22 protein-coding genes and 1 riboswitch are annotated in these 22,509 nt (G+C 45.3%); of the genes, 3 read left to right on the top strand and 19 right to left on the bottom strand.

Features of this window, described 5'->3' with window-relative positions:
- Positions 1–118: 118 nt before the first annotated feature.
- From LAY41_RS11265 to LAY41_RS11220, 10 genes are all read right to left on the bottom strand, one after another.
- Positions 119–895 (bottom strand): MBL fold metallo-hydrolase, encoded by a 777-nt coding sequence (locus LAY41_RS11265; RefSeq protein WP_249097514.1) that lies wholly within the window; start codon positions 893–895, stop codon positions 119–121.
- A gap of 159 nt (positions 896–1,054) precedes the next feature.
- On the bottom strand, positions 1,055–1,642 hold the full coding sequence (locus tag LAY41_RS11260) for an anthranilate synthase component II (protein ID WP_249097407.1): 588 nt from the start codon (positions 1,640–1,642) through the stop codon (positions 1,055–1,057).
- A gap of 23 nt (positions 1,643–1,665) precedes the next feature.
- Positions 1,666–2,121 (bottom strand): diacylglycerol kinase family protein, encoded by a 456-nt coding sequence (locus LAY41_RS11255; protein WP_249097512.1) that lies wholly within the window; start codon positions 2,119–2,121, stop codon positions 1,666–1,668.
- A gap of 111 nt (positions 2,122–2,232) precedes the next feature.
- Entirely contained in the window at positions 2,233–2,751 is a 519-nt protein-coding gene (gene ybeY / locus LAY41_RS11250; RefSeq protein ID WP_249097404.1) for an rRNA maturation RNase YbeY, read from the bottom strand.
- A 21-nt stretch (positions 2,752–2,772) separates the two neighbouring features.
- Positions 2,773–2,970, bottom strand: a complete 198-nt coding sequence (locus tag LAY41_RS11245) for a DUF3285 domain-containing protein (RefSeq protein ID WP_249097402.1) — start codon at positions 2,968–2,970, stop codon at positions 2,773–2,775.
- A 286-nt stretch (positions 2,971–3,256) separates the two neighbouring features.
- Positions 3,257–4,382, bottom strand: a protein-coding gene (gene prfB / locus LAY41_RS11240) for a peptide chain release factor 2 (protein WP_275974061.1) whose coding sequence is annotated in 2 segments (ribosomal slippage) — positions 3,257–4,306 and positions 4,308–4,382 — 1,125 coding nt in all. Because the reading frame shifts where the segments join, the coding sequence is not laid out codon by codon here.
- Between the two features lie 156 nt (positions 4,383–4,538).
- A protein-coding gene (locus tag LAY41_RS11235; protein ID WP_249097508.1) for a PCRF domain-containing protein occupies positions 4,539–5,664 on the bottom strand; the annotation gives its coding sequence in 2 pieces (ribosomal slippage) (positions 4,539–5,591 and positions 5,593–5,664; 1,125 coding nt in all).
- A 565-nt stretch (positions 5,665–6,229) separates the two neighbouring features.
- The gene (locus tag LAY41_RS11230; RefSeq protein ID WP_249097400.1) at positions 6,230–6,592 is read right to left on the bottom strand and encodes a hypothetical protein; all 363 of its coding nucleotides are present in this window, start codon (positions 6,590–6,592) and stop codon (positions 6,230–6,232) included.
- 29 nt (positions 6,593–6,621) lie between these two features.
- A complete protein-coding gene (locus LAY41_RS11225; protein ID WP_249097398.1) occupies positions 6,622–6,984 on the bottom strand; it encodes a papain fold toxin domain-containing protein in 363 nt (120 codons plus the stop codon).
- A 90-nt stretch (positions 6,985–7,074) separates the two neighbouring features.
- Entirely contained in the window at positions 7,075–7,803 is a 729-nt protein-coding gene (locus LAY41_RS11220; RefSeq protein ID WP_249097394.1) for a Bax inhibitor-1/YccA family protein, read from the bottom strand.
- 348 nt (positions 7,804–8,151) lie between these two features.
- Here LAY41_RS11220 and LAY41_RS11215 point away from each other — a divergent pair, with 348 nt between their 5' ends.
- The 3 genes from LAY41_RS11215 to LAY41_RS11205 all read left to right on the top strand — a co-directional run bounded on the left by LAY41_RS11215 (position 8,152) and on the right by LAY41_RS11205 (position 10,330).
- Positions 8,152–8,937: an RNA polymerase sigma factor SigF gene (locus tag LAY41_RS11215; RefSeq protein ID WP_249097391.1), complete on the top strand. Its 786-nt coding sequence runs from the start codon at positions 8,152–8,154 to the stop codon at positions 8,935–8,937.
- A gap of 64 nt (positions 8,938–9,001) precedes the next feature.
- A complete protein-coding gene (locus LAY41_RS11210) occupies positions 9,002–9,658 on the top strand; it encodes a DUF1345 domain-containing protein (protein ID WP_249097389.1) in 657 nt (218 codons plus the stop codon).
- An 84-nt stretch (positions 9,659–9,742) separates the two neighbouring features.
- A complete protein-coding gene (locus LAY41_RS11205; protein WP_249097387.1) occupies positions 9,743–10,330 on the top strand; it encodes a Uma2 family endonuclease in 588 nt (195 codons plus the stop codon).
- A gap of 102 nt (positions 10,331–10,432) precedes the next feature.
- Here LAY41_RS11205 and LAY41_RS11200 read toward each other — a convergent pair whose 3' ends face one another.
- From LAY41_RS11200 to LAY41_RS11160, 9 genes are all read right to left on the bottom strand, one after another.
- Complete coding sequence (locus LAY41_RS11200) at positions 10,433–11,275, bottom strand: nitrate ABC transporter ATP-binding protein (protein ID WP_249097385.1); 843 nt, start codon at positions 11,273–11,275, stop codon at positions 10,433–10,435.
- A 271-nt stretch (positions 11,276–11,546) separates the two neighbouring features.
- Positions 11,547–13,556, bottom strand: a complete 2,010-nt coding sequence (locus LAY41_RS11195) for an ABC transporter ATP-binding/substrate-binding protein (protein ID WP_249097383.1) — start codon at positions 13,554–13,556, stop codon at positions 11,547–11,549.
- A gap of 77 nt (positions 13,557–13,633) precedes the next feature.
- Entirely contained in the window at positions 13,634–14,485 is an 852-nt protein-coding gene (gene ntrB, locus LAY41_RS11190) for a nitrate ABC transporter permease (protein WP_249097382.1), read from the bottom strand.
- A 150-nt stretch (positions 14,486–14,635) separates the two neighbouring features.
- Positions 14,636–16,000, bottom strand: coding sequence for a CmpA/NrtA family ABC transporter substrate-binding protein (locus LAY41_RS11185; protein WP_249097379.1), 1,365 nt, complete (start codon positions 15,998–16,000; stop codon positions 14,636–14,638).
- 789 nt (positions 16,001–16,789) lie between these two features.
- Positions 16,790–17,731: a BsuBI/PstI family type II restriction endonuclease gene (locus LAY41_RS11180; protein ID WP_249097376.1), complete on the bottom strand. Its 942-nt coding sequence runs from the start codon at positions 17,729–17,731 to the stop codon at positions 16,790–16,792.
- A 13-nt stretch (positions 17,732–17,744) separates the two neighbouring features.
- A complete protein-coding gene (locus LAY41_RS11175) occupies positions 17,745–18,866 on the bottom strand; it encodes a DNA cytosine methyltransferase (RefSeq protein ID WP_249097373.1) in 1,122 nt (373 codons plus the stop codon).
- Entirely contained in the window at positions 18,841–19,344 is a 504-nt protein-coding gene (locus LAY41_RS11170) for a GNAT family N-acetyltransferase (RefSeq protein WP_249097371.1), read from the bottom strand. Before LAY41_RS11170 ends, LAY41_RS11175 begins: the two co-directional genes overlap by 26 nt.
- Positions 19,345–19,564: 220 nt before the next feature.
- Positions 19,565–21,586: a magnesium chelatase ATPase subunit D gene (gene bchD, locus LAY41_RS11165; protein ID WP_249097368.1), complete on the bottom strand. Its 2,022-nt coding sequence runs from the start codon at positions 21,584–21,586 to the stop codon at positions 19,565–19,567.
- A 119-nt stretch (positions 21,587–21,705) separates the two neighbouring features.
- Complete coding sequence (locus LAY41_RS11160) at positions 21,706–22,017, bottom strand: DUF1830 domain-containing protein (RefSeq protein WP_249097366.1); 312 nt, start codon at positions 22,015–22,017, stop codon at positions 21,706–21,708.
- Positions 22,018–22,280: 263 nt separating this feature from the next.
- A riboswitch (cyclic di-AMP (ydaO/yuaA leader) is annotated at positions 22,281–22,436 on the top strand.
- Positions 22,437–22,509 lie beyond the last annotated feature (73 nt).

Here is a 22,509-nt window from a genome sequence, read left to right as displayed (position 1 = left end):
CGACCTCGATATGTATCTAGTCGCTGACACCAAAAGGAGTTAGGCGATTTTTCCGGGTATTTAGCCTGCGAAGGTAGGCTTTGTTTGTGTAGCCGCGACTTTAGTCGTTAGGAGATTTTCAAAATTTGTAACTGAAAACTTTGATCGCAGTACCATTCGCTGGCAAATCAGCAGAACTGAGTGTAAAGGTGTCGCTATTAGTCCTGAGTACAGTCATACCATCCATCAACTTCAGGAACTCGTCGAGAGACACAATATCGCAACTAGAATCCTCAGCTGCCTGCGTGCGGTAATGGGTGGGAATCACCAGCTTCGGATTAAGGGTTTGGATCGCCTGCTTAGCTTCCTGGGGCGTATAAGCTTTAGCTCCACCACCTACAGGGATTAGCAGCACATCGGGACGCCCCATCAAAATTTTCTGCTCAATCTCAATTGGCGCAGCGGCTCCACCTAAGTGCAGGATACTGATTCCGGCTTGAGTCCAGCGCCAAGCTGTATTTGTACCAAATTGGCGTCCGCCCATGCGATCGTGGTTTGTCCGAATGCCTTGGTACTGTATACCGTTGTACTGATAAACACCAGGCTCGTAGATTATTTTGGGATTACCGGGCAGCCCTTCCACGGAGCCTTCATCGAATAACTGGCTGCTAATCAGCACTACATCAGATGGTAGTTTAGACGATCGATATTTAGCCGTACAGCCCAGCGTCCGAAATGGATTTACCAAGATGCGCTGGTTATTACCAGCAAACAAAAAGCAAGTATGACCCAGCCACTGCATCGACAGCGAGCCACCTGTCTGCGATCGATAACTTTGAAATCCTGAAGCCCAGGTAGTTCCTACAGCCGCGAGCAAACTCGCCCCAGCGTAGCGCATCAACTGTCGCCGTTTCATCATTTCTTATTGCGATCGATAATGGTAAATTGTACGCGATGTACAACAACTAACTCTAATAGACCTCTCCAGAAATTAAAGGTGCGTTACCTGTAACCCTTGTAGAGACGTTGCATGCAACGTCTCTACATTCTTTGAAAGGAGATGTCTAATTAACTTTTACAACCGTTTGAGGAAATTTCTCAGTAACTGCTTCCCAGAAGTCGTCAAAATACTTTCTGGGTGAAATTGCACACCCTCGATGTGCGGATAGTTACGATGCCGCACACCCATAATCGTACCGTCATCAACCCAGGCTGTAATTTCCAGCACTTCTGGGCAACTTTGGCGATCGATTACCAAACTGTGATACCGCGTTGCCGTCAGCGGACTTTCCACCCCCTCGAAAACGCCAACACCAGTGTGATGTACCGGAGAGGTTTTACCGTGCATTAGTTCTGGGGCAGAGACAATATTACCGCCAAATACCAGACCTATGCCTTGATGACCCAAGCAAACTCCTAAAATCGGTAGGCTGGGGCCAAGCTGTGCGATCAATTCTGGGGAAATCCCGGCATCTTCCGGTCGCCCCGGCCCAGGAGAAATCACCACTCCAGCTGGTTGTAGTTCTTTAATTTGCTCCAGGGAAATTTGGTCGTTACGGTAAACCTGAATATCAGCTGCTACCAGAAACTCAGATCCGAGTTCGCCAAGATATTGAACCAGATTGTAGGTGAAACTATCGTAATTATCGATGACAATAATCAAAGTTTCTGCTCCTGAAAGATGTTCTAGCGCAGAGTCGATTGCAAAAGAGCGATCGCGGGAGGCAGCAGAAGCGCCCCAGCCACCAGCACCGCTGCTAGCGCTGAAATTAATACAGCACCAGCAGCGCAGTCTTTAGCAATTTTGGCTAGCTCATGATAAGTCTGCTTAACGGTCAAGTCAACAACCGACTCAATGGCCGTATTCAATAATTCCAGCGTCAGAACTAATCCAGTCGTTATCCCAATCAGAGATATTTCCACGCGGCTTAAATGTAAAAAAACGCTCAACGCGATCGCCACAGCGCCAATAACCACATGGATGCGAAAGTTCCGTTGGGTGCCAAAAGCGTAACTCAGTCCAGCCCAGGCATATTTAAAACTTATCACTAAGCTGGAGGCGACCTGCCATGCTAACTCCCGGTCTCCTAGTGGAACGCGATCGGTTTGCTTGGGAGTCTCTGTCGAAAGTTCGCTAGACATAGACAGGGGACTGGTGCCTACAATTGTGGGGGTTTGGGCTTTTGTCTTTTTTGATGAAATTAGCTGTTCATTGAATTTCATTATTCAGCACACAGCGACAATATGACTAATTTAACTGGAATGGCATATCTTAACGCCGATAGTCTCAAGCAAAGTGGCTTGTTGATGCAGCATATCGTTCAAACTATCTTCATCCGGGTGATCCCAGCCAAGAAGATGAAGCAAACCGTGGGCGGCTAACCAAGCTAGCTCGCTTTGCAAAGGATGGCCCTGCTCTTGAGCCTGCCTTTGGGCAGTATCGACGGAAATCACTATATCACCCAGATACAGGGGTTCGGACTCTAGCATTTCCTCTGACTGGGGAGAGTCTACCTCTAAAGCAGCAAACGCCAGAACATCTGTTGGCCTATCTTGGTGACGGTACTGGGCGTTGAGTGTCTGAATTTCCGAATCGTCCGTAAGGCGGAGGCCCAGTTCGTAAGTCTCAGATGGTGAGATATTCGGTTGCAAACTTTCTATCCAAGCACCGAACCAGTTCTGCCAAGTTTCGGGGACAATCCCAGTTGACTGAGAAGATGCCTCTAAACAATCTTGTACGCTCACTTCTACTTCCACATCCAGTCCTCCCATTCCAGATTAATTTCCTCACCTTTAACGAGTCAGGTAGGCAAGACCGATGAAGACGCCCAGCATCCCGATCGTTGTCAGCGCGAAATGTTTCAGGGAGGTGCCCCGCTTTCGCACCATGTTACGCATTGCCAGCTTGACGTAAGTTGGTTTAGCTTCCGCAGCGGCGGGTGTCGGTGGTGTTGTGGTTTGGCCATCTGGATGCTCGGATGGTTGGCTCATATCTATTTTGGATTTTGGATTTTAGATTTTGGATTATATAGAGATAGCAGGGAATAAATTCTTCCCTTAAATGTAACAGTTTGTTTAGCAGTTAGTAGTTAGTAGGGTTATCTATTTTGGATTTTAGATTTTGGATTTTGGATTATATAGAGATAGGGAGGCCAGAAATTTTCTGGCTCCCAGGTTCAACCCGCCGCAGGTTTTGGAGGCTCTGCCTCCCTTAACAAGCGCGGCATTCGGGCATTGGCTACCGTAGCGATGAGCGATCGCTCTTTTGCTACCCAGATTAAGCAGTGCTGCTCTCGACCAGTTGATTTTCCTGACGGAGATAAGCTTGGATATATGGGTCGAGTTCGCCGTTCATCACATCTGTAATGCCAGTGGTTTCGACCCCAGTACGCAGATCCTTCACCAGTTGGTACGGATGAAACACATAGTTGCGGATCTGGTTGCCCCAAGCCGCTTCTACCATATCGCCGCGAATTTCGGCGATTTCTTGAGCCTTTTGCTCTTGGGCGATAATCAGCAGCTTTGCTTTGAGTCTGGCGAGAGCTTTCTCCTTGTTTTGCAGCTGAGAGCGTTCCTCGGTACAGCGCACAGCTAAGCCAGTAGGAATGTGCTTAATTTGCACTGCTGTTTCCACTTTGTTGACATTTTGCCCGCCCTTACCGCCGGAACGAGTCGTGGTAATTTCTAAATCCTTATCTGGAATGTCAAGTTCGACGGAGTGATCCAGAAGGGGCATAATTTCCACGCCTGCAAAGCTGGTTTGCCGTTTGCCGTTAGCGTTGAAGGGGGAAATCCGCACCAAGCGATGCGTTCCTTTCTCAGCTTTCAGGTAGCCATAGGCATAGCGACCTTCAATTTCCAGAGTCACAGACTTAATCCCAGCTTCTTCCCCTGGGGAAATTTCGGCCAAGTGTACTTTGTAACCGTGGCTTTCTCCCCAACGGGTATACATTCGCAGCAACATTTCTGTCCAATCTTGAGCATCTGTACCGCCAGCACCAGCGTTAATTGTCAGGACTGCTCCTTCGACGTCGTAAGGCCCAGACAACAGCTGTTGCAACTCCCAGCGATCGAGTTCCTGGCTAAGCTTAGTTAGGTTAGTCTCGGCTTCTTCCAATAGCGCCGGGTCGGTTTCTAACTCCAGCAATTCTGCGATCGCTTTGGCATCTTCCAGGCTGTCTTTCCAATCCTCAAATTGCTGCAAGTGAGATTTGAGGTCATTGAGTTCTTGAAGCGTTTGCTGGGCATAGGTTTGGTCGTTCCAAAACTCCGGTTGAGCTGCCAATTGCTCCAAATCTTGAATTTTCGCTGTCAGCGCCGGTACGTCAAAGATACTCCTGGGTTTTACCCAGGCGCTGGGACAACTTTTCGACTTCGCGTTTGATATCTACTAAATCGATCATAGTTCTGGATGATTCACTGTTGTTTATCTTAACTGGTGTTAATCTCGATGACCAACAGTATCATTCATTAGACCTCTCCAAAAAAGAATGTAGAGACGTTGCATGCAACGTCTCTACAAGGGTTCTAGGGTTAGCACCTTTAATTTCTGGAGATGTCTATTGAGGGGTTAGCGGGATACGATCGTGTATTGGTTGATTTTGGTGTCTGATGTAGGCTTTGAGGAATAAGTCGAGTTCGCCGTTGATGACTTCAGCAACAGCAGTTGTTTCAACACCCGTGCGGAGATCTTTTACCATTTGGTAGGGATGAAAGACATAGTGACGAATTGTGTTAGTTGCGATCGCGGCTATTTCCTCGCGCCGGATGTCAGCAATTGTTTTGACGCCTTGGGAGAGCGCGATCGCAAACAACCTGCTTTTTATAAGAACAAGGGCTTTTTCTTTATTTTGCAGTTGAGTGCGCTCCTGGGTAGACCCCACGGCAATGCCAGTGGGAATGTGAACAATCCGCACGGATGTATCGATTTTGTTCATATTCTGCCCGTCCCAACGGTACATGATTATTTCCATATCCCGCTCTGGAATCTCCAGATCAACCGAATCATCCAGAATTGGTATCACTTCCACACGAGCAAAGCTAGTGGGCCGCTTGCTGTTGGGATTGAAGGGAGAAATCCGCTCTAGTCGATGCCTTCCCGTTTCTGCCTTGAGGTAGCCGTAGGCGTAGCGACCGGATATTTCCAAAGTGGCAGATTTAATTCCCCCATAGTCCCTGCCCTTTTCATCGACGATATGTAGTTTATAGCCCTGCTTCTGTCCCCATCCACCATACATCCGCAGCAACATTTCTACCCAATCTTGGGTATCTGTCTCATCAGCTTCAGCATTAACAATCAGGAATGCTCCGTTTTGGTCGAAGGGTTCGGACATCAGCAGGTGCAACTCAAACTGTTCGAGAAAGCAGTTCAACTGAGTAATTTTCGTTTCGGTTTCTTGCCTTAACTCCTCGTCGGCTTCTAACTCCAGCAGTTCTGAGGCAGCTTTGATATCTTCTAGGTTAGTTTGCCACTGAGCGTACTGCTGCAAATCGGATTCGAGGTTTTCAAATTCTTGCAGCTTATGATGGGGAAGCGTGCGATCGTTTCCAGATTCAGTTTGAGCGAACCACTGCTCTAGTTGTTTGATTTTTGCACTTAAAGCGGGGCTGTTAAAGATAGTCTCGGATTTGGCCTAAGCGCTGGGACAACGTTTCGACTTCGCGTTTGATATCTAGTACTTCAATCATGGTAGCGGTCTTAATTTAATTTTTCCCTGTTTAGGGATGATTGGTCTATTTTAATTTTAAGATACTTGGATATCACTGATATCGCTTTGGAGTTAGATTTTTCAATAGACTTCTCCAGAAACTAAAGTTGCAATTTAATAGATAAGGCTTCCAGCATCTTTTTTGGAGATGTCTATTGAACGAGAGCTTAGCTACGAGCTTGACCTTAGATATAACTTAAATCAACTGATTAACGACCTTAATTGTTCGTAATCTAGCCCCACTAACCTTTGGGCCTCCAATGGGTGCTTTTCTATATATTCTCTTAGTTGGCTCATTTTTGGCAAAGTAAAGATCTATTTTACCCCACGCGCTTGCGCGTTGGTTTGTATGTTGGAGAGGTCTATTTTATTAACCACTCCCTCGCTTAAAGCAGAAAGGAAGTTTCTCATTTCTTACTATAATTCCAATTCAATAATCCGATGAAACCGGGAATATGCGGGTTATCACAACAAAATATCGACCTTGACAACCAAAGAACCCCGGTTTATCATCCCAAAAAAGCCAATACTGAATCTGTATTCTAAGAATGTAGAAGCGTTAGATCCTTACTACTATCTGATGGTAACGTCATAGACGATTGCTGTCTCTCGTTTCTAAACTCCGTCAATAAATCAAAGAAATTTTTTAAGCCATCGGCTTCATCACCAGAATATAATAGTATAATTCTTGCCCAAGAAGCCGAGGTACTAACGCCAAATCTTTTCTGCAACCAAGGCTGGAACTCGTGAAATTCGTTTTCCTGTTCGGTTATGGGGTTTCCCATATTTTGATGGGCGTATTGATAGCCACACAAGAACATAAATAAATCGCTGACAGAAGGGCGTCCGATGTACATTCCTGGTTTCTGTTGAATTTTATTGAGTAAGTCGTAAAGTTCAGTCATTTTTTTCTCTCCTTGGCCTTTAACGACAATTAAAATTTTTCTACTTCTTCGATACTAAACTGACTGCTCGGACAGTCAAAGTCTTTTATCCACTCTTCTCTGGTCTGTCCTGTTGTTGATAGATTATCAAACACTTTGTTCCGAACTTCAATGCCGTAGTGCGTGCCATTCTGTGTAATGTTTGTTCTACCTTCGTCCAAGCGTTGACTGACAATAAAGCTCCCTCGTCCTATAAGTTTTATTTTCAGATGGATACCGTTAATTCCATTGGCTTTTAACCATTCTTTGATAGCTTCTGCACACTCATTACATTCTAAGAGTTTAAACTGTCCCACGATATTGGCTACTTGTTGATAGATTTCCTCGTCTGACAGTTGTGGGGAACTGGGCATTTGTATAATACCTTCGTTTTTGGCTCTGGTAATTGCAGGTTAAAGGGTGGGCAATGCCCACCCTACTGATAAAGTTAATCCAGCTTACCTCTAGTCGCGACTATTGATCGCAATCAGCAACCGCAAAATGAAGATAAACAAGTTGATGTAAGTTAAGTACATCGACAGCGCAGCTGGCAAGTACTCATCATCGCGGTAGGTGCGCGGCAGAATGAAGAAATCTACCACCGCAGCACCAGCAAATAGAAGGACGCCAATCCCTGAAATGCCAATTTCTAAAAAGGTTGGGGTGTAGACGCCAAACATTGCCAGCAGGAATTGACCAAAAACAACAACGCATAGGGCAAGAATCCCTATACTTATTGTTTTACTCAAAGCCATGCCGTCTTCCTCAGATAGGTTGGAGCCTATTTGACGACCGGCAATAAAGGCAATGCCACAACCAAGGGCGGCAATACCAACTCCTTGAATGCCAACGCCCTGACTTCTCAGGGCAAGAAACACCAGCCCGCTGAGGGTGTAGCCAGACAGCAGGCTGTACGTAGCCAGCAGGGGCAGGGCAACTTTATTGTTACCTTGTGCGACAACCCCTTGGGCCACAAAGAAAAGAATCAACTCGACGATGACCGCACCGATGAAGGTTGGGAAGAATATGCTTGGATAGTTACGGATAACTCCCAGACCGCCATAGGTGCCAACTGCTGTTAAAACCAGCCCGCCGCCTACAAAGGGGAGGGCGTTGGCAATTACGTTGGGGCCAACAAGCGCGTTGCCTTTGGCCTCTCGAAACGCTTCACGGAAGTTGCTGGTATGACTCATGATACTCCCTCACTTTTTTGGGGTGATTTTTGCTTAAAGAGCCAAAATTGCGCTTTAATCTCATTTTTACTTAGATCCTAAGCCATAAGCCAGTCGCGGGTAGAGGCAATGCTGTTCGGTTAACCCCCCGCTTTCACGGGATTACTTGACCTGGGCTTTAGGGTGGTTTGCGTGTTTATGCTGATCCTCCGTGCAACCTTCGCTGTGATTTCCGTAAAACAACGATGGTATATCTCTCGTTATCTACAGACAATGAATTTAGATAGGGTCAACACTCTAATATCAGCCGAAAGAGAGATGACCTAAACATACTTAGACGAGATGGGTTTTTCCGGCAGAGGATTTTTTATGACAGCAACTCAGTATGATATTAGCTCTTATGGGATGGAAATGATGGTTTCCTATCACCAAAATCCTTCAGTTGCGCTGCGGAATCAACTGGTACGGTTGCACGCTGGATTGGTTCGCAAAGTAGCCCATCGAATCAGCCATCAGTGTGCTGAACCCTATGAAGATTTAGAACAAATTGGTTATTTCGGTTTGATTCGGGCGATCGAACGATTCGACCCTACTCAAGGATGTGCCTTTAGTTCTTTTGCGATTCCTTACATTCGGGGCGAGATGCTGCATTTTCTGCGCGATAAGAGCAGTATAGTCAAGGTTCCCCGCAGATGGCAAGAACTCTACAATGAAGGGGAAAAGGTGCGAAAAGAACTGACAGCAACCTTGGGCCGATCGCCTAAAGATTCCGAAATTGCCCAAGTACTTAAAGTATCTGTGCAAGAGTGGCGGGAGAGCCAATTGGCTGCCCAAAACCGCCAGCCTCTAAGTTTGGATGCTACTGTTTCCCACCAAGTAGATAGTCCGGTGAGTTTGGCAGAGACATTACCTGACTCTCGCTATCAAGCCTTCCAAAATTTAGAGGAAGAGCGGCAACAATTGCAAGGTGCTATGAACCAGTTAGAAGAAAAAACTAGAGCAGCTATTGAGTGCGTATTTCTACGCGAACTACCCCGTAAGGAAGCGGCTAAGCGAATTGGTGTCAGTCCGATGACGGTAACGCGACACCTGCAAAAAGGGATCGACCAATTAGTTTGTCTTCTGCAACCTCAGACTGCTGGTTTAGCAAGCTGAGTAGCCTTACTCAGACACACCTGGTATAGTCTACAGAGTTGTAAAATCCGTCTTCCTACCCAAGTTGTTCAAAACGCTAGATGCTAAACCCCGACTGCTGATTTCGATCGGCATATCTGCTTTAGTCTCAGGACTACTCCCATCCTCGCTGCACTTGCCAACTCGGATTCTCTGTGCTTGGAACTCAGGCGTTGTCTGTTTATTAGCCTTAGCTTGGTGGATGATGCTTAGCGCCACGCCACAAAAGATGCGTCGTAATGCTCAACGTCAAGACGAAAGTCGCTTGGCTATTTTAACCTTGGTTATCGCTGCCGCTTGTACTAGCGTGCTAGCTATTGTGTTCGTGCTTAATGATAAAAAAGGGATCTCGACTCTTCTGCTGACCCTACACTTAACGCTTTCGGTGATGACGATCGTAGGTTCGTGGTTGTTGGTGCATACGATGTTCGCGCTACACTATGCACACTGCTACTACCGCGACGATCGGGACACCGCCAGTGAAGGCAATGCTGGAGGTCTAGATTTTCCCAGCGATAACGAGCCAGATTATTGGGATTTTTTATATTTTTCTTTTGTGATTGGCATGACTGGCCAGGTTTCAGATGTTGCTACCACATCGCGATCGATGAGGCGTTTGGCGCTACTACATGGGGTGCTATCTTTCTTTTTTAATACGGCTATTTTGGCAATGAGCATCAATATTATTGCCGGGTTGCTTTGATCGGTAAAATGTGGGATGAGGTAGGTGCGATCGGGCCTTCGATGTAATAATGTTAGTAAATTCTGCAAAGTCCAATAAATAGCAATGATAACTTCTACAGTTGTACCCCAAATAACAGAGATCTTTTCACTAGAAGACTGGATGCGAAATCCCCCTGAAGGTACAGAATGGGTGGATGGGAAATTGGTTGAAAAACATCCGATGGAATGGATGGATGAAAAAGTGGTGGAGAAAAGTGGTATGACACTCAAGCATAGCCGGATTCAGTCTAGACTAGCTCGTTCCTGGGGAAATTACAAAGACTCCAGCGGACAAGGGGGAGAAGTTTATACAGAGGTTCCCTGTCGCACTAATAAGCAGGGTCGTTATCCTGATGTTGCTTATCTGACCCCAGAATTACTCGCTCAATTTGGCGAATCTGCTGTGCTTCCCCAGAGTTTCCCACTAATCGCTGAGATAGTTTCACCTACAGATTTTGCCGAAGAGGTAATTGCTAAAGCTCAAGAGTATTTACAATCTGGTTGCCAAGAAGTTTGGCTGGTATTTCCTGACAGTCGTTGGATTATTGCGATTACCCAAAATCAGCGACTTGTATTTATTTCTGGTGAGGTAGTTAGCACTCAGGTTGTTCTACAAGGTTTCAGTGTGGCGGTAGATGAGTTATTGGCTTGATGGAAAATGGTGGATAAAATTGGTTAAATATTATCAAAATACGGAAATAAAAACCGCTGATGAACGCAGATATAAGTATCTGCGTTCATCAGCGGGAAAAAATTACTCCTCATCCGCATCGTGAGCAAATCGACGGAATAGGTAATCTAAGGCGTAGTTCCGCAAATTATAGTATTCTGGATCTTCCATAATTTGCGATCGATCGCGCGGACGTGGAAACGGAATTTGCATGACTTCCCCAATATTAGCAGCAGGGCCATTGGTCATCATCACCAACTTATCTGCCAAAAACAAAGCTTCATCGATATCGTGAGTAATCATCAACACAGTGCAGCGGTGATCCGTCCAAATTTTCAGCAATTCTTCCTGCAATTCTTCCTTCGTAATTGCATCCAAAGCGCCAAAAGGTTCGTCCAAAACTAACACTTTCGGACGAATTGCCAAAGCGCGGGCGATCGAAACCCGCTGTTTCATACCGCCGGAAATTTGAGTGGGTTTTTTATCTGCTGCTTCCGTCAATCCTACCATTGCCAAATGTTCGCGAGTAATCGCTCTTTTTTCCGGTTCCGGTTTGTCGGGATAAACCGAATCAATTGCCAAATAAACATTTTCAAACGCGGTTAACCAAGGCAACAAAGCGTAGTTTTGAAATACCACCATTCTATCTGGTCCTGGTTCCCCGATGCGTTGCCCTTCCAGGCGCACTTCTCCGTCAGTAGGCGTAGCAAAACCAGAAACCATGTTCAGCAAAGTTGATTTCCCGCATCCAGAGTGACCGATCACGCAGATAAATTCGCCTTCATTCACCGTCAGGTTGACATCTTTTAATACGGTGTATGGCCCCTGTGCTGTGGGATAAACTTTCGATACGCCCTCGATTGTCAAAAATGCTTCGCGAGATTTCGATCGGGTAGTTTTCTTTTTCGCTTTTTCAGTGTAAGTCATTATGATTCCTGTTGAGAGATTTGTCATTGGTAGTGGGTAGTAGGTAGTGGGGAAAATTTCAGATGGCAGATGGCAGATTTAAGTGTAAGAACGAGCTTCTGGATTGTCTGCCGAAATCTTGGTTAAATTTTAACCGCAGATGTAGGCGAAGCCTTCCCGTAGGGTAGACAGATGAACGCAGATGCACGCAGATAGGAAGACAAATTTTTTACACAACTGATGAACCTGACAGGATATTACCTACTACCAACTACCCAGTAACTATTACCTATTAAGCAGCTTTGATTGTCCGAGAATCGAGGATAATTTCCGCCATCGTGAAATCGCGTTTAATCTTCAAATTGTTGAGATAGGAAATCGGATCTTCGGCATCGAAAGTGCTGCCATCAAAAAGTTGAATATTGCCGCGATTGTATTTCACATCCAGTACGCCCAATTCTCGCGCCGCCGTACTGAAAACACTTACCCGACAACCTCTTTCTAAAATTTCCAACCAATTTCTGGGGAAAGGAACGTCACCCCAACGCGCCATTTGTACGATATGCCAAAGATGTTCTGTGCGACTGGGGCGATTTGCGCCATCACCGAAGAAAATATGATGGGCATATTCGCGCATCGGTCGATCTAAGTTACAGCTAGCAGATGCGGGATCTCCTAATTGGATATAAGAAATATCGGTACTTAGATATTCCCGACTTTCCAAAATTTGACGTATTTCTAAGGCGTTTTTTGGATCGGCGCAATATTGTCCCGCTTCTAGCAATGCTTTTACTAAAGCGATGTGGGTGTTGGGATAAGCGTTCGCCCAATCTTCCCGCACGCCGAGAACTTTCCCCGGATGTCCCGGCCAAATTTCCAAGTCGGTGGCGACGGTAAAACCTACTCCTTCCATTGCGGCGCGGTAGTTCCAAGGTTCGCCGACGCAGAAACCATCGATGCTTCCCGCTTGCAAGTCTACGATCATTTGGGCGGGTGGCAGGTTTTGCAGGCTAACATCGCGATCGGGATCTATCCCACCAGCAGCTAACCAATACCGCAATAGCAGGTTGTGCATGGAAGATGGATGTACGATACCCATTCTGTGCTGGACGTTGGGAGATTTTAGCAGCATCTTTTTGAAGTCTGCCAAACTATATATCCCTTGGTCGTAAAAGCGTTTGCACAAGGAGATGGCATTTCCGTTGCGGGTCATGGTCAAAGCTGATACCATCGACAGCGGTCGGTTATCCTTGTCGTGTCCGCCCAAAGTCATCCACAATGGCATCCCGGAGGGCATTTGGGCTGCATCTAAGTAACTGCCTACCATCCCGTCTACGATACCGCGCCAACTGGTTTCGCGGACGAGGCTGACTTCATCTAAACCGTGTTTTTTGAAGAAACCTTTTTCTTTGGCAACTGCAACTGGGGCGCAAGCGGTGAGGGGAACGAAACCTATTTCTAGGTTAACTTTTTCCAGGCCGTGACGTGCGATCGCATCGGTTTTTCTGGCCCGAATTTTCTTGATCCGCTTCTGCTGGTTGAGGAAATAAATCATTTCCGATCGCAAACTATAGTAACTCGGATGGCTGACTACTTCCATCCGCTTGCGAGGACGGGGTATATCTACTTCCAGAATTTGACCGATTTTGGATTCGGGGCCATTGGTGAGCATCACGATGCGATCGGATAATAACACCGCTTCATCGACATCGTGCGTCACCATCACTCCCGTAACTTCGTGTTCTTGGCAAATTTCCATTAATTTTTCTTGCAAATTGCCCCGCGTTAGCGCATCTAACGCACCGAACGGTTCATCTAATAGCAGCAATTTGGGACGAATTGCCAAGGCGCGTGCGATCGCTACCCGCTGTTTTTGACCCCCAGACAACCGACCAGGTGGTTTTTCTGCGTGAGGACGTAACCCCACCATATCAATATGTTCTTCGATAATACTGCGGCGTTCCCCTTTTGGCAGATTTGCCAGCACTTCATCCACCGCCAAAGCAATATTTTCCCTTACATTTAACCAAGGCAACAGAGAATAGTTTTGAAATACTACCATTCTTTCCGGCCCCGGCCCCAACACTTCTTCCCCTTCTAGGCTAACCAAACCATCGCTAGGCAAATCCAAACCAGCAATCATATTTAATAAGGTGGATTTACCGCAACCGGAGTGACCAATTAAGGAGATAAATTCTCCTTTTTTAATCTGGAGGTCAATTCCTTTAAGGGCGACATATTTGCCACCCCCGGTGAGGGGAAAAACTTTCTCAATTTGATCAACAGCAACAAAAACAGACATGGCAATTGGTAATTAGTAATGGTTGATTGTTCATTGTTGATTGTTCATGGTTATGAACAATCAACAATCAAAGATTCCTATTTATTATCTTCTGGAATAACCTTGGTGCCGATAAAAGCCACCGCCCGATCTAGCAGCAAACCAACAACCCCAACATATACCAGCGCCACGATAATATCGCTAGTTTTACCGACGTTATAGGAATCAAACATGAAATAGCCAATTCCTACACCACCTGTAATCATTTCGGCTGCTACGATCGCTAGCCAAGCCAAACCAATTCCGATTCTCAGACCCGTAAAGATATAGGGAACAGCAGCCGGTAAAACAACTTTCAAAAAATATTTTTGTTGGGACAAGCGCAATACTCTGGCCACGTTTTTATAATCTTGCGGAATTTGTTGTACACCCACAATTGTGTTCATCAAAATAGGCCAGATTGACGTGATAAAAATCACGAAAATAGCAGATGGTTCTGATTTTTGAATTGCCGCTAAAGCAATCGGCAACCAAGCTAGAGGGGGAATTGTACGCAATAGTTGGAAGAGGGGATCTAAAGCCTTGAATAAAAAGGGATTGACACCAATAAAAACCCCCGCTGTCACCCCAACAATTGCCGCTAAAGAGTAACCAATTCCCACCCGTTGTAGGCTAGCCCAAATTTGCCAGAATAAGCCTTTGGCGGTTCCTTCCCGGTCTGGGTAAGCAAAGGGCCACCAGATCTTTGTCCAACTTTCCTGGAAAACCTTAATTGGCCCAGGCATGGTTGATTCCGGGCTAAGAGTGAACAACTGCCAAATAAGCAGGAAAATAAGTATTGCCACAATGGGTGGAAGTAAGTCTGGGAATCGCTTTTGCAAATTAGATATAAAAGCCCCCAGGAAATTGTCTGGCTGATTGTTTCTGCCGCGTCTTGAGTTTGTGGTCATATCAGTTTTGGATTTTGGATTGTGGATTTTGGATTTTGAATTTCAGAAGGATTGTAGGGGCGGGTTTAGCAAATAACCTCTGTTTCAAATAAATAGTCTCTCAACAAAACCCGCCCCTACACCTCTGATAGGGTGCGTAAGTCCTGATTGCTAAATTTTCTTAATTTTGAGGCTCTTGAGATAAGCTTCAGGGTTGTTTGAGTCAAATTCGATGTTATCAAAGAACTTCTCAATCCCACGAGAAGGACTGGTAGGAATTTCAGCAGCAGAAACGTTAATTCCTTTCGCAGCTTCTCGCCAAATATCTTCCCGGTTAACTGCTTTAACGATTGCTTTCATATCAGTATCAGCCGGTAAATTCCCCCACCGAATATTTTCCGTTAAGAACCACAAATCGTGATTTTGGTAAGGGAAAGAAGCATGACCTTTTTCCCAATACTTCATAATGTGAGGGCTATTTTCTACGATGCGACCATCGCCGTAGTCAATTTTCCCTTTCAAGCGATCGATAATATCAGTTACAGGCACTTTGGCATACTCGTCTCTAGAGAGTATTTGCGCCATCTCATCCCGGTTTTCCATCTTGTCGCACCATTGCTGTGCTTCCATCACCGCCATCACAATTGCCTTGAGGGTCTTGGGATGCTTATCTGCCCAATCAGCGCGGATACCTAAAGCTTTTTCTGGGTGATCTTTCCACATTTCACCCGTAATTAGGGCTGTATAGCCTAATTTTTGGTTAATTGCTCGTAAATGCCAGGGTTCTCCCACGCAGAATCCCTGAATATCGCCTGTTTTCATGTTTGATACCAACTGCGCCCCAGGTACGACCTGAATTAACACATCTTTTTCCGGGTCGATACCCCCGGCGGCTAACCAATAGCGCAACATCATATCGCTAGTTCCGCCTTTGAAGGTGTGGGCAAAGCGTAATTGCTTACCAGCGGCTTTAGCTTCTTCCACTTTCTTTTTCATTACAGAAGTATCTAGCTTGACACCTGTATCTTTCAGGCTATCTGCGACTGTGATTCCCTGACCATCAACGTTTAACCGTAGGGGCAGGTAAATGGGAATTTTTTTATTACCTTTAGTAACAGTACCTAATGATATTAAGTAGGGCATGGGAGTGAGAACCATTGCCCCATCAAGTCCGCCACCAGATCCTTCCAGTTCTAATTTATCTCGAATAACCGCCCAAGACGGTTGTTTTTGTAAATTGATATCTGGCACACCATGTTTGGCAAAAAAACCTTTTTCTTTAGCAATAATTAGAGGTGCGGCATCAGTTTGACCAATAATTCCGATGTTGGCTGTTTTAACTTCTGGTGTATCGCCTGCTGTAACAGGAGCAGATGATACGGCTGGACTTGGACTGCTTGCACTAGATGAAGAAACTGGTTTATTTGGTTCAGGGGGATTTCCCAAACATCCTTTTAGCAACACCGAACCTGCCGCCGATGCGCCAGCAGTTATCAAAAATTTGCGCCTAGAAACTCTGACTGAAAATTCAGACATAAAACCTCCTTAGAGCTACTCCTATTGGCTGTTTATTATGCAAGTTAACTAGAGAGCCGACATCCAAAATGGCGGTTCGCAGTGGTATTAATCTGTGAAAGCAGAATTGCCGTAAGCAGTTAAGCGTCAATACCAACCGGATGACGTGAGTTCGCCTGCGACAGAAACTTCCATCCTTGTGAAAACTTCTAGGTTGGTTAGGGCGTTAGGGTGTCTCTAACCCACATAACCTGTCTGGAAATTTGCTTTAAACTAAGCTTACCGTCTTTTACTGGTTTTTGGATGCTTTAGTTTCATCAACTTTAAAATAAATCCTAAATCTTGTCTATAAGTAAATATTCTATTTTTATAATTTACAAGCAACTCGACTAAGCTATAGATTCTGATTTATGAATACTATTTAGTTAACTCTATAGAATGTTTATCAGAGCATATAAAGTTATCTCTATAATAGTTATTTTAATGAGTCTATGAATCGGGAAAAAGAAAATATTTTTATAAGCAGCTTGACAAAATAACCGAGGTAGGAAAATGCAGGTGCGCTGAAGGGGAGAGCCTGCGATCGGGCCAATCTCGGCATCTGCTATTAAAGATGTAAGTAGGTGGGCGTCAATAAACTGAACACCGAGAAACCGGGTTTCTTGGAGAAACCCGGTTTCTAAGGGCCTGGAGTTTTACGTTTAATTATGCCCACCTACTTATAACCTGAGTTCTATTTATTCTCTCAAATTGCGTCTATGGCTTTGGGTGTGGCCAAAACCCGTTGGTAGGTCTGTGCGATCGCATTCTTCAATATGGCCCTAAAAACCGTTCGCCGTTGAAGTGGATAATGTGAGTTGGTGCCTCAGCTATCCAGACTTCTGTCTCCCAGGAGATTTCATGGAGATATTTCGCCATATCGCTGCGGCGATCGAACGCGGTGACATATACCAATCCAGCTATTGAATTCTCAAATACTACTTCAAGTTCCTTTCGACGCTTGGGAGTTACTGCACCATGACTTGTGACAGCTTCAATCAGCACCAGCCAATTCTTCTGGACATGGTAAACTACAACATCAGGCATCTTTCCGTGAGCTTCAACAGTTACACCCAACGCTTCAAGTGATTCCCTATCAAGATAACCCCACTTATTGCCAGTATCGCCTACATAAAGAAGCTTTCCTCCTGGTGTAAAAAAGGAGCAAAAATCGTTGATAATTTTTTCGATAAGGACGTTCTGCCCACCCGGTGACAACGAAATTATTTTTCCGGTTGCGACTATCACGGGAATCTGTTCCATCTCTCGTTCTTGAGCATACCGCCTTTTTAGCGTCTCGACGGATGTCAGGTAATTTTTGAGATTATCACTCCATTCATTGGTCTGGTAAGTGCGAAGTAATTCTAGTGCGAGCGCCTCAAACTGATATACTGTTTTTGGACTATTTGTAGGTCTTGAAGGTTGATCCGGGTTGGGTATAAGAAAGCCAGCCTCTACAAACTGGTGAACAGTCTGGCGACGAATTGTTTCGCGTGTGTTAGGTGCGTAAGTTTTACCGTAGTTTTGGGCAATAAATTCCATTATTGGAGTAATACCAAGTAGGGGATGACTGGCATTAGACCAACGCATCTCCGGTTTTAGATTTAGCAAAGCCAGCAAAGTAAGGGCAGAACGATCGTTTTGTTGTGCGGATGGCAAACCTAGATCTCTGAGAATAGCCTTAGCTTCCTCAATTTTCTTTATTACATCCATAGAATCCTGAGAATTAGAACGATCGAGCATCTGTTGCAATTCCTCGACGATGAGATTTACAATCTTTTCGGGCTGGCTTTTCTAGAATATCTATTCCTAGTTCTAGAGATAGCTGGATGTATTGAGTGGGTTGAAAAATTTCTGACGATGATATTTTTTCGCTGTTATCCAAATATGCTTTAACAGAACGAGCTAAAGCTTTGGCTAATAGCGGTGGAACTGCATTACCAATCTGATTGAACTGGCTATTTTCAGAACCATTAAATTGAAACCAATCTGGAAAACTCTGAAGTCTAGCACCTTCACGAACTGTTAACCTTCTCCGGCGTCCATCCGGTAAGCGTATCCGCAGCATATCGCCAGTTGCACCGCATAAATTACGACAGGTAACAGTTCTAGAAGGCGCATCTAAATGTAAATCTCTAGGTCTGATACATTTAGATGCCATTTCATATTTTTTCACATACTCATCCATGCTATGAGTAAGAAATTTTGAGTCAGATGCTGTAGAAAATGCAAGTTCTCCTAGCGCTTCTCCGGCAGTATAAGAGGAATAGAGATGAGTTTTTTCCGGCCACTTCCACCCGCCTTGATGTGCTACACAAAAAAGGCGTTCTCTTTTCTGGGGAACACCATAATTTGCCGCATTTAAAACTTCCCATTCTACAATATAGCCGAGTGACTGCAAAGCTATAACAATTTCTTCAAAATACGCCTTGTTGCGGAAAAGCATACCTCGCACATTTTCAAATAAAGCAAGTTTTGGACGATAGCGCTTCACAGCACAAATAAAAGTTGGAAAGCCGTCGCGACTATCTTTTAGTCCTAGTTGATTTCCACCGACACTAAAAGGTTGACATGGAGGGCCACCAATTATGGCGGTTGCGCCGTCTACTAAATTAGATAAGGGTGTTAGATTTACTTGGTAACAGGAACTATGTAGATTATGGCGATAAGTCGTGCAGGCATCTTCTAATATTTCGTAGCCAACTGTTCTAAAACCTGCGGCTTCAAAACCAAGTGCAAGTCCCCCGGAACCAGCGAATAGATCGATTACTAAAGGTTCAGTGGGTTGTTTTGCAGGAAGTTTAAGTTCTTGTTCAAGAAATTCAAGGTAGGGGAGTTTGTTTTTCATCTACCGGAAGTTCAAATTTAGGATACTGCATGATTGTTACAGAGATGATTGGGACAAGTTTAGAAGCTAATTGAGTTAAGCCAAACTTCCATTTAAGTGATGATGGTAAGTCTTGCCAAGAAACTGGTACAAAACCAAAGCGATGATAAAATTGTACTAACTTTTTACCAAGACATTCTAAATAAAGCGGTTGGGTTGCTCGTTGAATTAAATATTTGACTAAATAGCTGCCCAAACCTTTACCTCGCCAAGGAGATGCAACTACTAAACTACCGAGTTCTTGCGCTTCAGGAAAAGAACGCAATTGTCCGCAAGCTACTAAAGTTTTATCACTTTCAATTACCCAAAATTGTTGCCAGCGTAATTGGGTAGGATCGAGTTTGGCACTCAATACTAATTTCCGAATTGCCCAGATATCGCTGGAACTAGCTGGACGGAGAATACATTCTGGTGGCAGGGAATTAGAAAAGTCTGTCATTGAATCGCATTAATAGTCTATCCGAAAAATCAGGTTTCGATATTTTTAACCACAGATGAAGACAGATGAACACAGATAAACACAGATGAATAGATATGTTTGGTTACTCATGAAAGGACTTTTTGGATAAAGTCTAAGGAGATTAGGTATTGAGAAAGGATGAATAATGAAAAAACCTTTTCCCAATCCCCAGTCCCCAGTCCCCATTCGCCAACCCCCATTATCGGGATTTCATGTCTGCGATCGCACCTCTAGCCACTCCGGCGATCGCTTGCTCTGTCGCTTTCGGTAAGTGATAATACTTCCCACCGGATGTTTTCGCCATTTCCTTCGCGAAACCAGTGGAAATAAACTTATTTTCCGTATCGATGACTAGCAGTTGAATCCCCAAGCCTCTAATTCTAGCGGTGATTTCCAACAGTTCAGCTTTGATATCCGGTTTTTCCCCTTCTGCCAAGGGTTCGCCCAAAGAACGCGCTAAGGGAATGTTACCACGACCGTCGGTAATCGCGACAATTACTACCTGACCGATATCCCCAGACATCTGTGCGTTAATCCCCACTCGTACTGCTTGAGTTAAACCATGTGCTAACGGGGAACCACCTCCACAAGGTAACAGTTCCAGACGCCGACGCGCTAATGCGATCGAACGAGTCGGCGGTAACAGCACGTCGGCGCGTTCCCCACGGAAGGGTATCAACGCCACTTGGTCGCGATTTTCATACGCCTCCGTCAGCAAGCGCATCACCGCACCTTTAGCTGATTGCATCCGGTTCAGCGCCATCGAGCCAGAAGCATCCACCACAAAGACTACTAGGGAACCAGCTTTGCGTACCAACCTTTTTGATCGAATATCTCCTTGTTCGACAAATACCCGCTTTGTCTGCCTTGGTAAGGGGGTTTGCGGGGATCTTTCTCGTCGCGCCTTCTGGTAAGGCGCAGCTGCTCGTAAAGTGGCATCAATGGCAATTCGTCGCACGCGGCCTTTTGGTATCATGGGCTTGACGTAGCGACCTCTATCTTCGGAAAAGATTTTGCTGCGAGCGCCTGATTTACCGCGCCGTTGTGCCATTTGGGCAAAGCAAAGTACGGTGGGGTCGAGGATGACTCCTTCTGGATCGAAAATAAACTCTTCTGGGATACTTGGTTGTTCTTCCTGCGGTTCTTCGGGGTTTTCTTCTTCTTCCTGTTCGTCCTGTTCTTGTTCGGATCGATCTTCTGGCGGCGGTGGCGGTGGCGGTGGTGGCGGCGGTTGATCTTCTGGTGGCGTCTGCAAAATTGTCGCTCTTGGGACTATTACCAGTTCTACTCCACGGCGCAAATCTTCAGCATTTACGTCTGTGCGTCCGTCCAAAGCGGCAGCTGCTTTGGCAACTCGGACGGCAAATAATTCGGCTCTATGTCCCTGTACGCCTGCGCGAATTGATTCTTCTACTAAATATGTTATTTGTTCTTGGGTGATGCGGACTTCTTTGAGCCATTCCCGCGCCAGAATTATTTGAGTTTTGAGGTTATCGATGTCTTCGCTGTACTGTGCGAGGAATTCTTGGGGATTTCTGGAGTATTCTAAAGCTTGTTCTACTGCTTGGACTCGATCGTCTAATCCGAGTATCGCATCAGCTGAGAGGGTGATGGCAATGCGATCGAGCAAATGTTCCCGCAGCGCACCTTCTTCGGGGTTGTAAGTGGCAAGGAATAGCGCTTGGCAAGGATGCACAACGCTAATCCCTTCCCGCTCAATTAGATTTCGTCCTTCAGATAATACTGTGAGCAGTTGGTTGGCAATTTGGTCATCTAGTAGGTTAATCTCATCTACGTAGAGAACGCCTCGATGTGCTGCTGCGAGCAATCCTGGTTGAAATACTGATTCTCCGCGTTTGACTGATTGTTCGACATCCACTGAACCCAGCAATCTGTCTTCTGTAACTCCCAAGGGAATTTGGATGAAGGGTGCTGGGATAATTTGTGTTTCTATCTCCCCCTCTCCCCCTCTCCCACTCCCCCCCTCTTCATCATTGGGTTCTTCGTTCCAGAAAGAACCTTTGATGACTTCGATGGGTGGTAGGAGTTCGTGCAAAGCGCGTGCCATAACGGATTTGGCTGTGCCGCGACGACCTGCGATCGCAACTCCCCCCAATCCCGGATCTACCGCCGCCAGCAGCAGTGCTAGTTTGATTGCTTCCTGACCGACGACGGCGGCTAGGGGAAATGTTCTATTTGCCGATGTGCTAATGGCTGGCATAGTATTCTGCGTTTTTAGTCCAGTTTTTCAGCATAACGCAGACTTTGCCCAGCCAGAACGGTTTGTAATTCTCTAATACCCGATCTCCAATGCCCTATTACCCCTAACATGAATCTGTGTCAGAGGCAAATATGTGCTAAAGCCGATTCTTTCCCCGATTTTAAAACGCTGTTTTCTTCATTGACCTGGATGCGATCGCAAGGAAGTATTGCAGATAAAATTTTCTTGTCCATCTCGCACATATAAATTTCCAATTGAGCATCCAGATCCGCTTCAAAGAAGAACCGCTCTTTTGGAAAAACAACCCGCTCATACTTCGACTTGGCAATATTCGTAAGCCGAACTATTTGAATATAGCTAGTGTTGTTGATATAGAAACAAAGAATTTTATCGGGTTTTTCTAAATTTAAATTCAATTGTGTTTGAATCATTTTTTATTTGGGTATTTGAAGGGCTATTTTGTCTGGCTTGTGTTTAATTTACTTGTTAATTTTTTGTTCTATATCTATCTAAGGGCTGATGCGAGTGTTAAGTTATTTTGTTGGGTTAAACACAAGAAGGTTTAATGATACGCGCCAATAAATCTGCAACATCAAGCAACTGGGATTTCCGCAAGGCTCCATCTGCTACCGAAACGCCTACGTCTTAGAAGAGGTTGATTATTCCAAGATCCCATGCTATAGTAATGCAAATTTGAGTAAGTCAGCCTAATCCAGGGCTTAAAAACCTGGAGCGGAGGAACCACCTTTTGGGGCGTATTTTTGCCTTTTTTTGTGAGAAAGTAGGCAGAAAAGGACATCTCTCAGTCCTAGCCCGTCAGCTAACTTCGTAGGCATTGAGAGGAGACTGAAGAGTCAGCATTATTCGTAGTGTTTTGAACTCGTCAGTGTCCCCGGCTGGTACTGCTCAGCGTTCTTGTACCT

The organism is Argonema galeatum A003/A1 (assembly GCF_023333595.1).
Taxonomy (GTDB): domain Bacteria; phylum Cyanobacteriota; class Cyanobacteriia; order Cyanobacteriales; family Aerosakkonemataceae; genus Argonema; species Argonema galeatum.
Note: the sequence above shows the minus strand (reverse complement) of the source record. Positions and strands in the feature narration are given on the sequence as shown.

Excerpts from the sequence above, each read along its gene's own strand:
- LAY41_RS11265 (WP_249097514.1), bottom strand. The coding sequence starts at position 895 with ATGAAACGGCGACAGTTGATGCGCTACGCTGGGGCGAGTTTGCTCGCG.
- LAY41_RS11255 (WP_249097512.1), bottom strand. The coding sequence starts at position 2,121 with ATGTCTAGCGAACTTTCGACAGAGACTCCCAAGCAAACCGATCGCGTT.
- ybeY (WP_249097404.1), bottom strand. The coding sequence starts at position 2,751 with ATGGGAGGACTGGATGTGGAAGTAGAAGTGAGCGTACAAGATTGTTTA.
- LAY41_RS11245 (WP_249097402.1), bottom strand. The coding sequence starts at position 2,970 with ATGAGCCAACCATCCGAGCATCCAGATGGCCAAACCACAACACCACCG.
- LAY41_RS11230 (WP_249097400.1), bottom strand. The coding sequence starts at position 6,592 with ATGACTGAACTTTACGACTTACTCAATAAAATTCAACAGAAACCAGGA.
- LAY41_RS11225 (WP_249097398.1), bottom strand. The coding sequence starts at position 6,984 with ATGCCCAGTTCCCCACAACTGTCAGACGAGGAAATCTATCAACAAGTA.
- LAY41_RS11220 (WP_249097394.1), bottom strand. The coding sequence starts at position 7,803 with ATGAGTCATACCAGCAACTTCCGTGAAGCGTTTCGAGAGGCCAAAGGC.
- LAY41_RS11215 (WP_249097391.1), top strand. The coding sequence starts at position 8,152 with ATGACAGCAACTCAGTATGATATTAGCTCTTATGGGATGGAAATGATG.
- LAY41_RS11205 (WP_249097387.1), top strand. The coding sequence starts at position 9,743 with ATGATAACTTCTACAGTTGTACCCCAAATAACAGAGATCTTTTCACTA.
- LAY41_RS11200 (WP_249097385.1), bottom strand. The coding sequence starts at position 11,275 with ATGACTTACACTGAAAAAGCGAAAAAGAAAACTACCCGATCGAAATCT.
- LAY41_RS11195 (WP_249097383.1), bottom strand. The coding sequence starts at position 13,556 with ATGTCTGTTTTTGTTGCTGTTGATCAAATTGAGAAAGTTTTTCCCCTC.
- ntrB (WP_249097382.1), bottom strand. The coding sequence starts at position 14,485 with ATGACCACAAACTCAAGACGCGGCAGAAACAATCAGCCAGACAATTTC.
- LAY41_RS11185 (WP_249097379.1), bottom strand. The coding sequence starts at position 16,000 with ATGTCTGAATTTTCAGTCAGAGTTTCTAGGCGCAAATTTTTGATAACT.
- LAY41_RS11180 (WP_249097376.1), bottom strand. The coding sequence starts at position 17,731 with ATGGATGTAATAAAGAAAATTGAGGAAGCTAAGGCTATTCTCAGAGAT.
- LAY41_RS11175 (WP_249097373.1), bottom strand. The coding sequence starts at position 18,866 with ATGAAAAACAAACTCCCCTACCTTGAATTTCTTGAACAAGAACTTAAA.
- LAY41_RS11170 (WP_249097371.1), bottom strand. The coding sequence starts at position 19,344 with ATGACAGACTTTTCTAATTCCCTGCCACCAGAATGTATTCTCCGTCCA.
- bchD (WP_249097368.1), bottom strand. The coding sequence starts at position 21,586 with ATGCCAGCCATTAGCACATCGGCAAATAGAACATTTCCCCTAGCCGCC.
- LAY41_RS11160 (WP_249097366.1), bottom strand. The coding sequence starts at position 22,017 with ATGATTCAAACACAATTGAATTTAAATTTAGAAAAACCCGATAAAATT.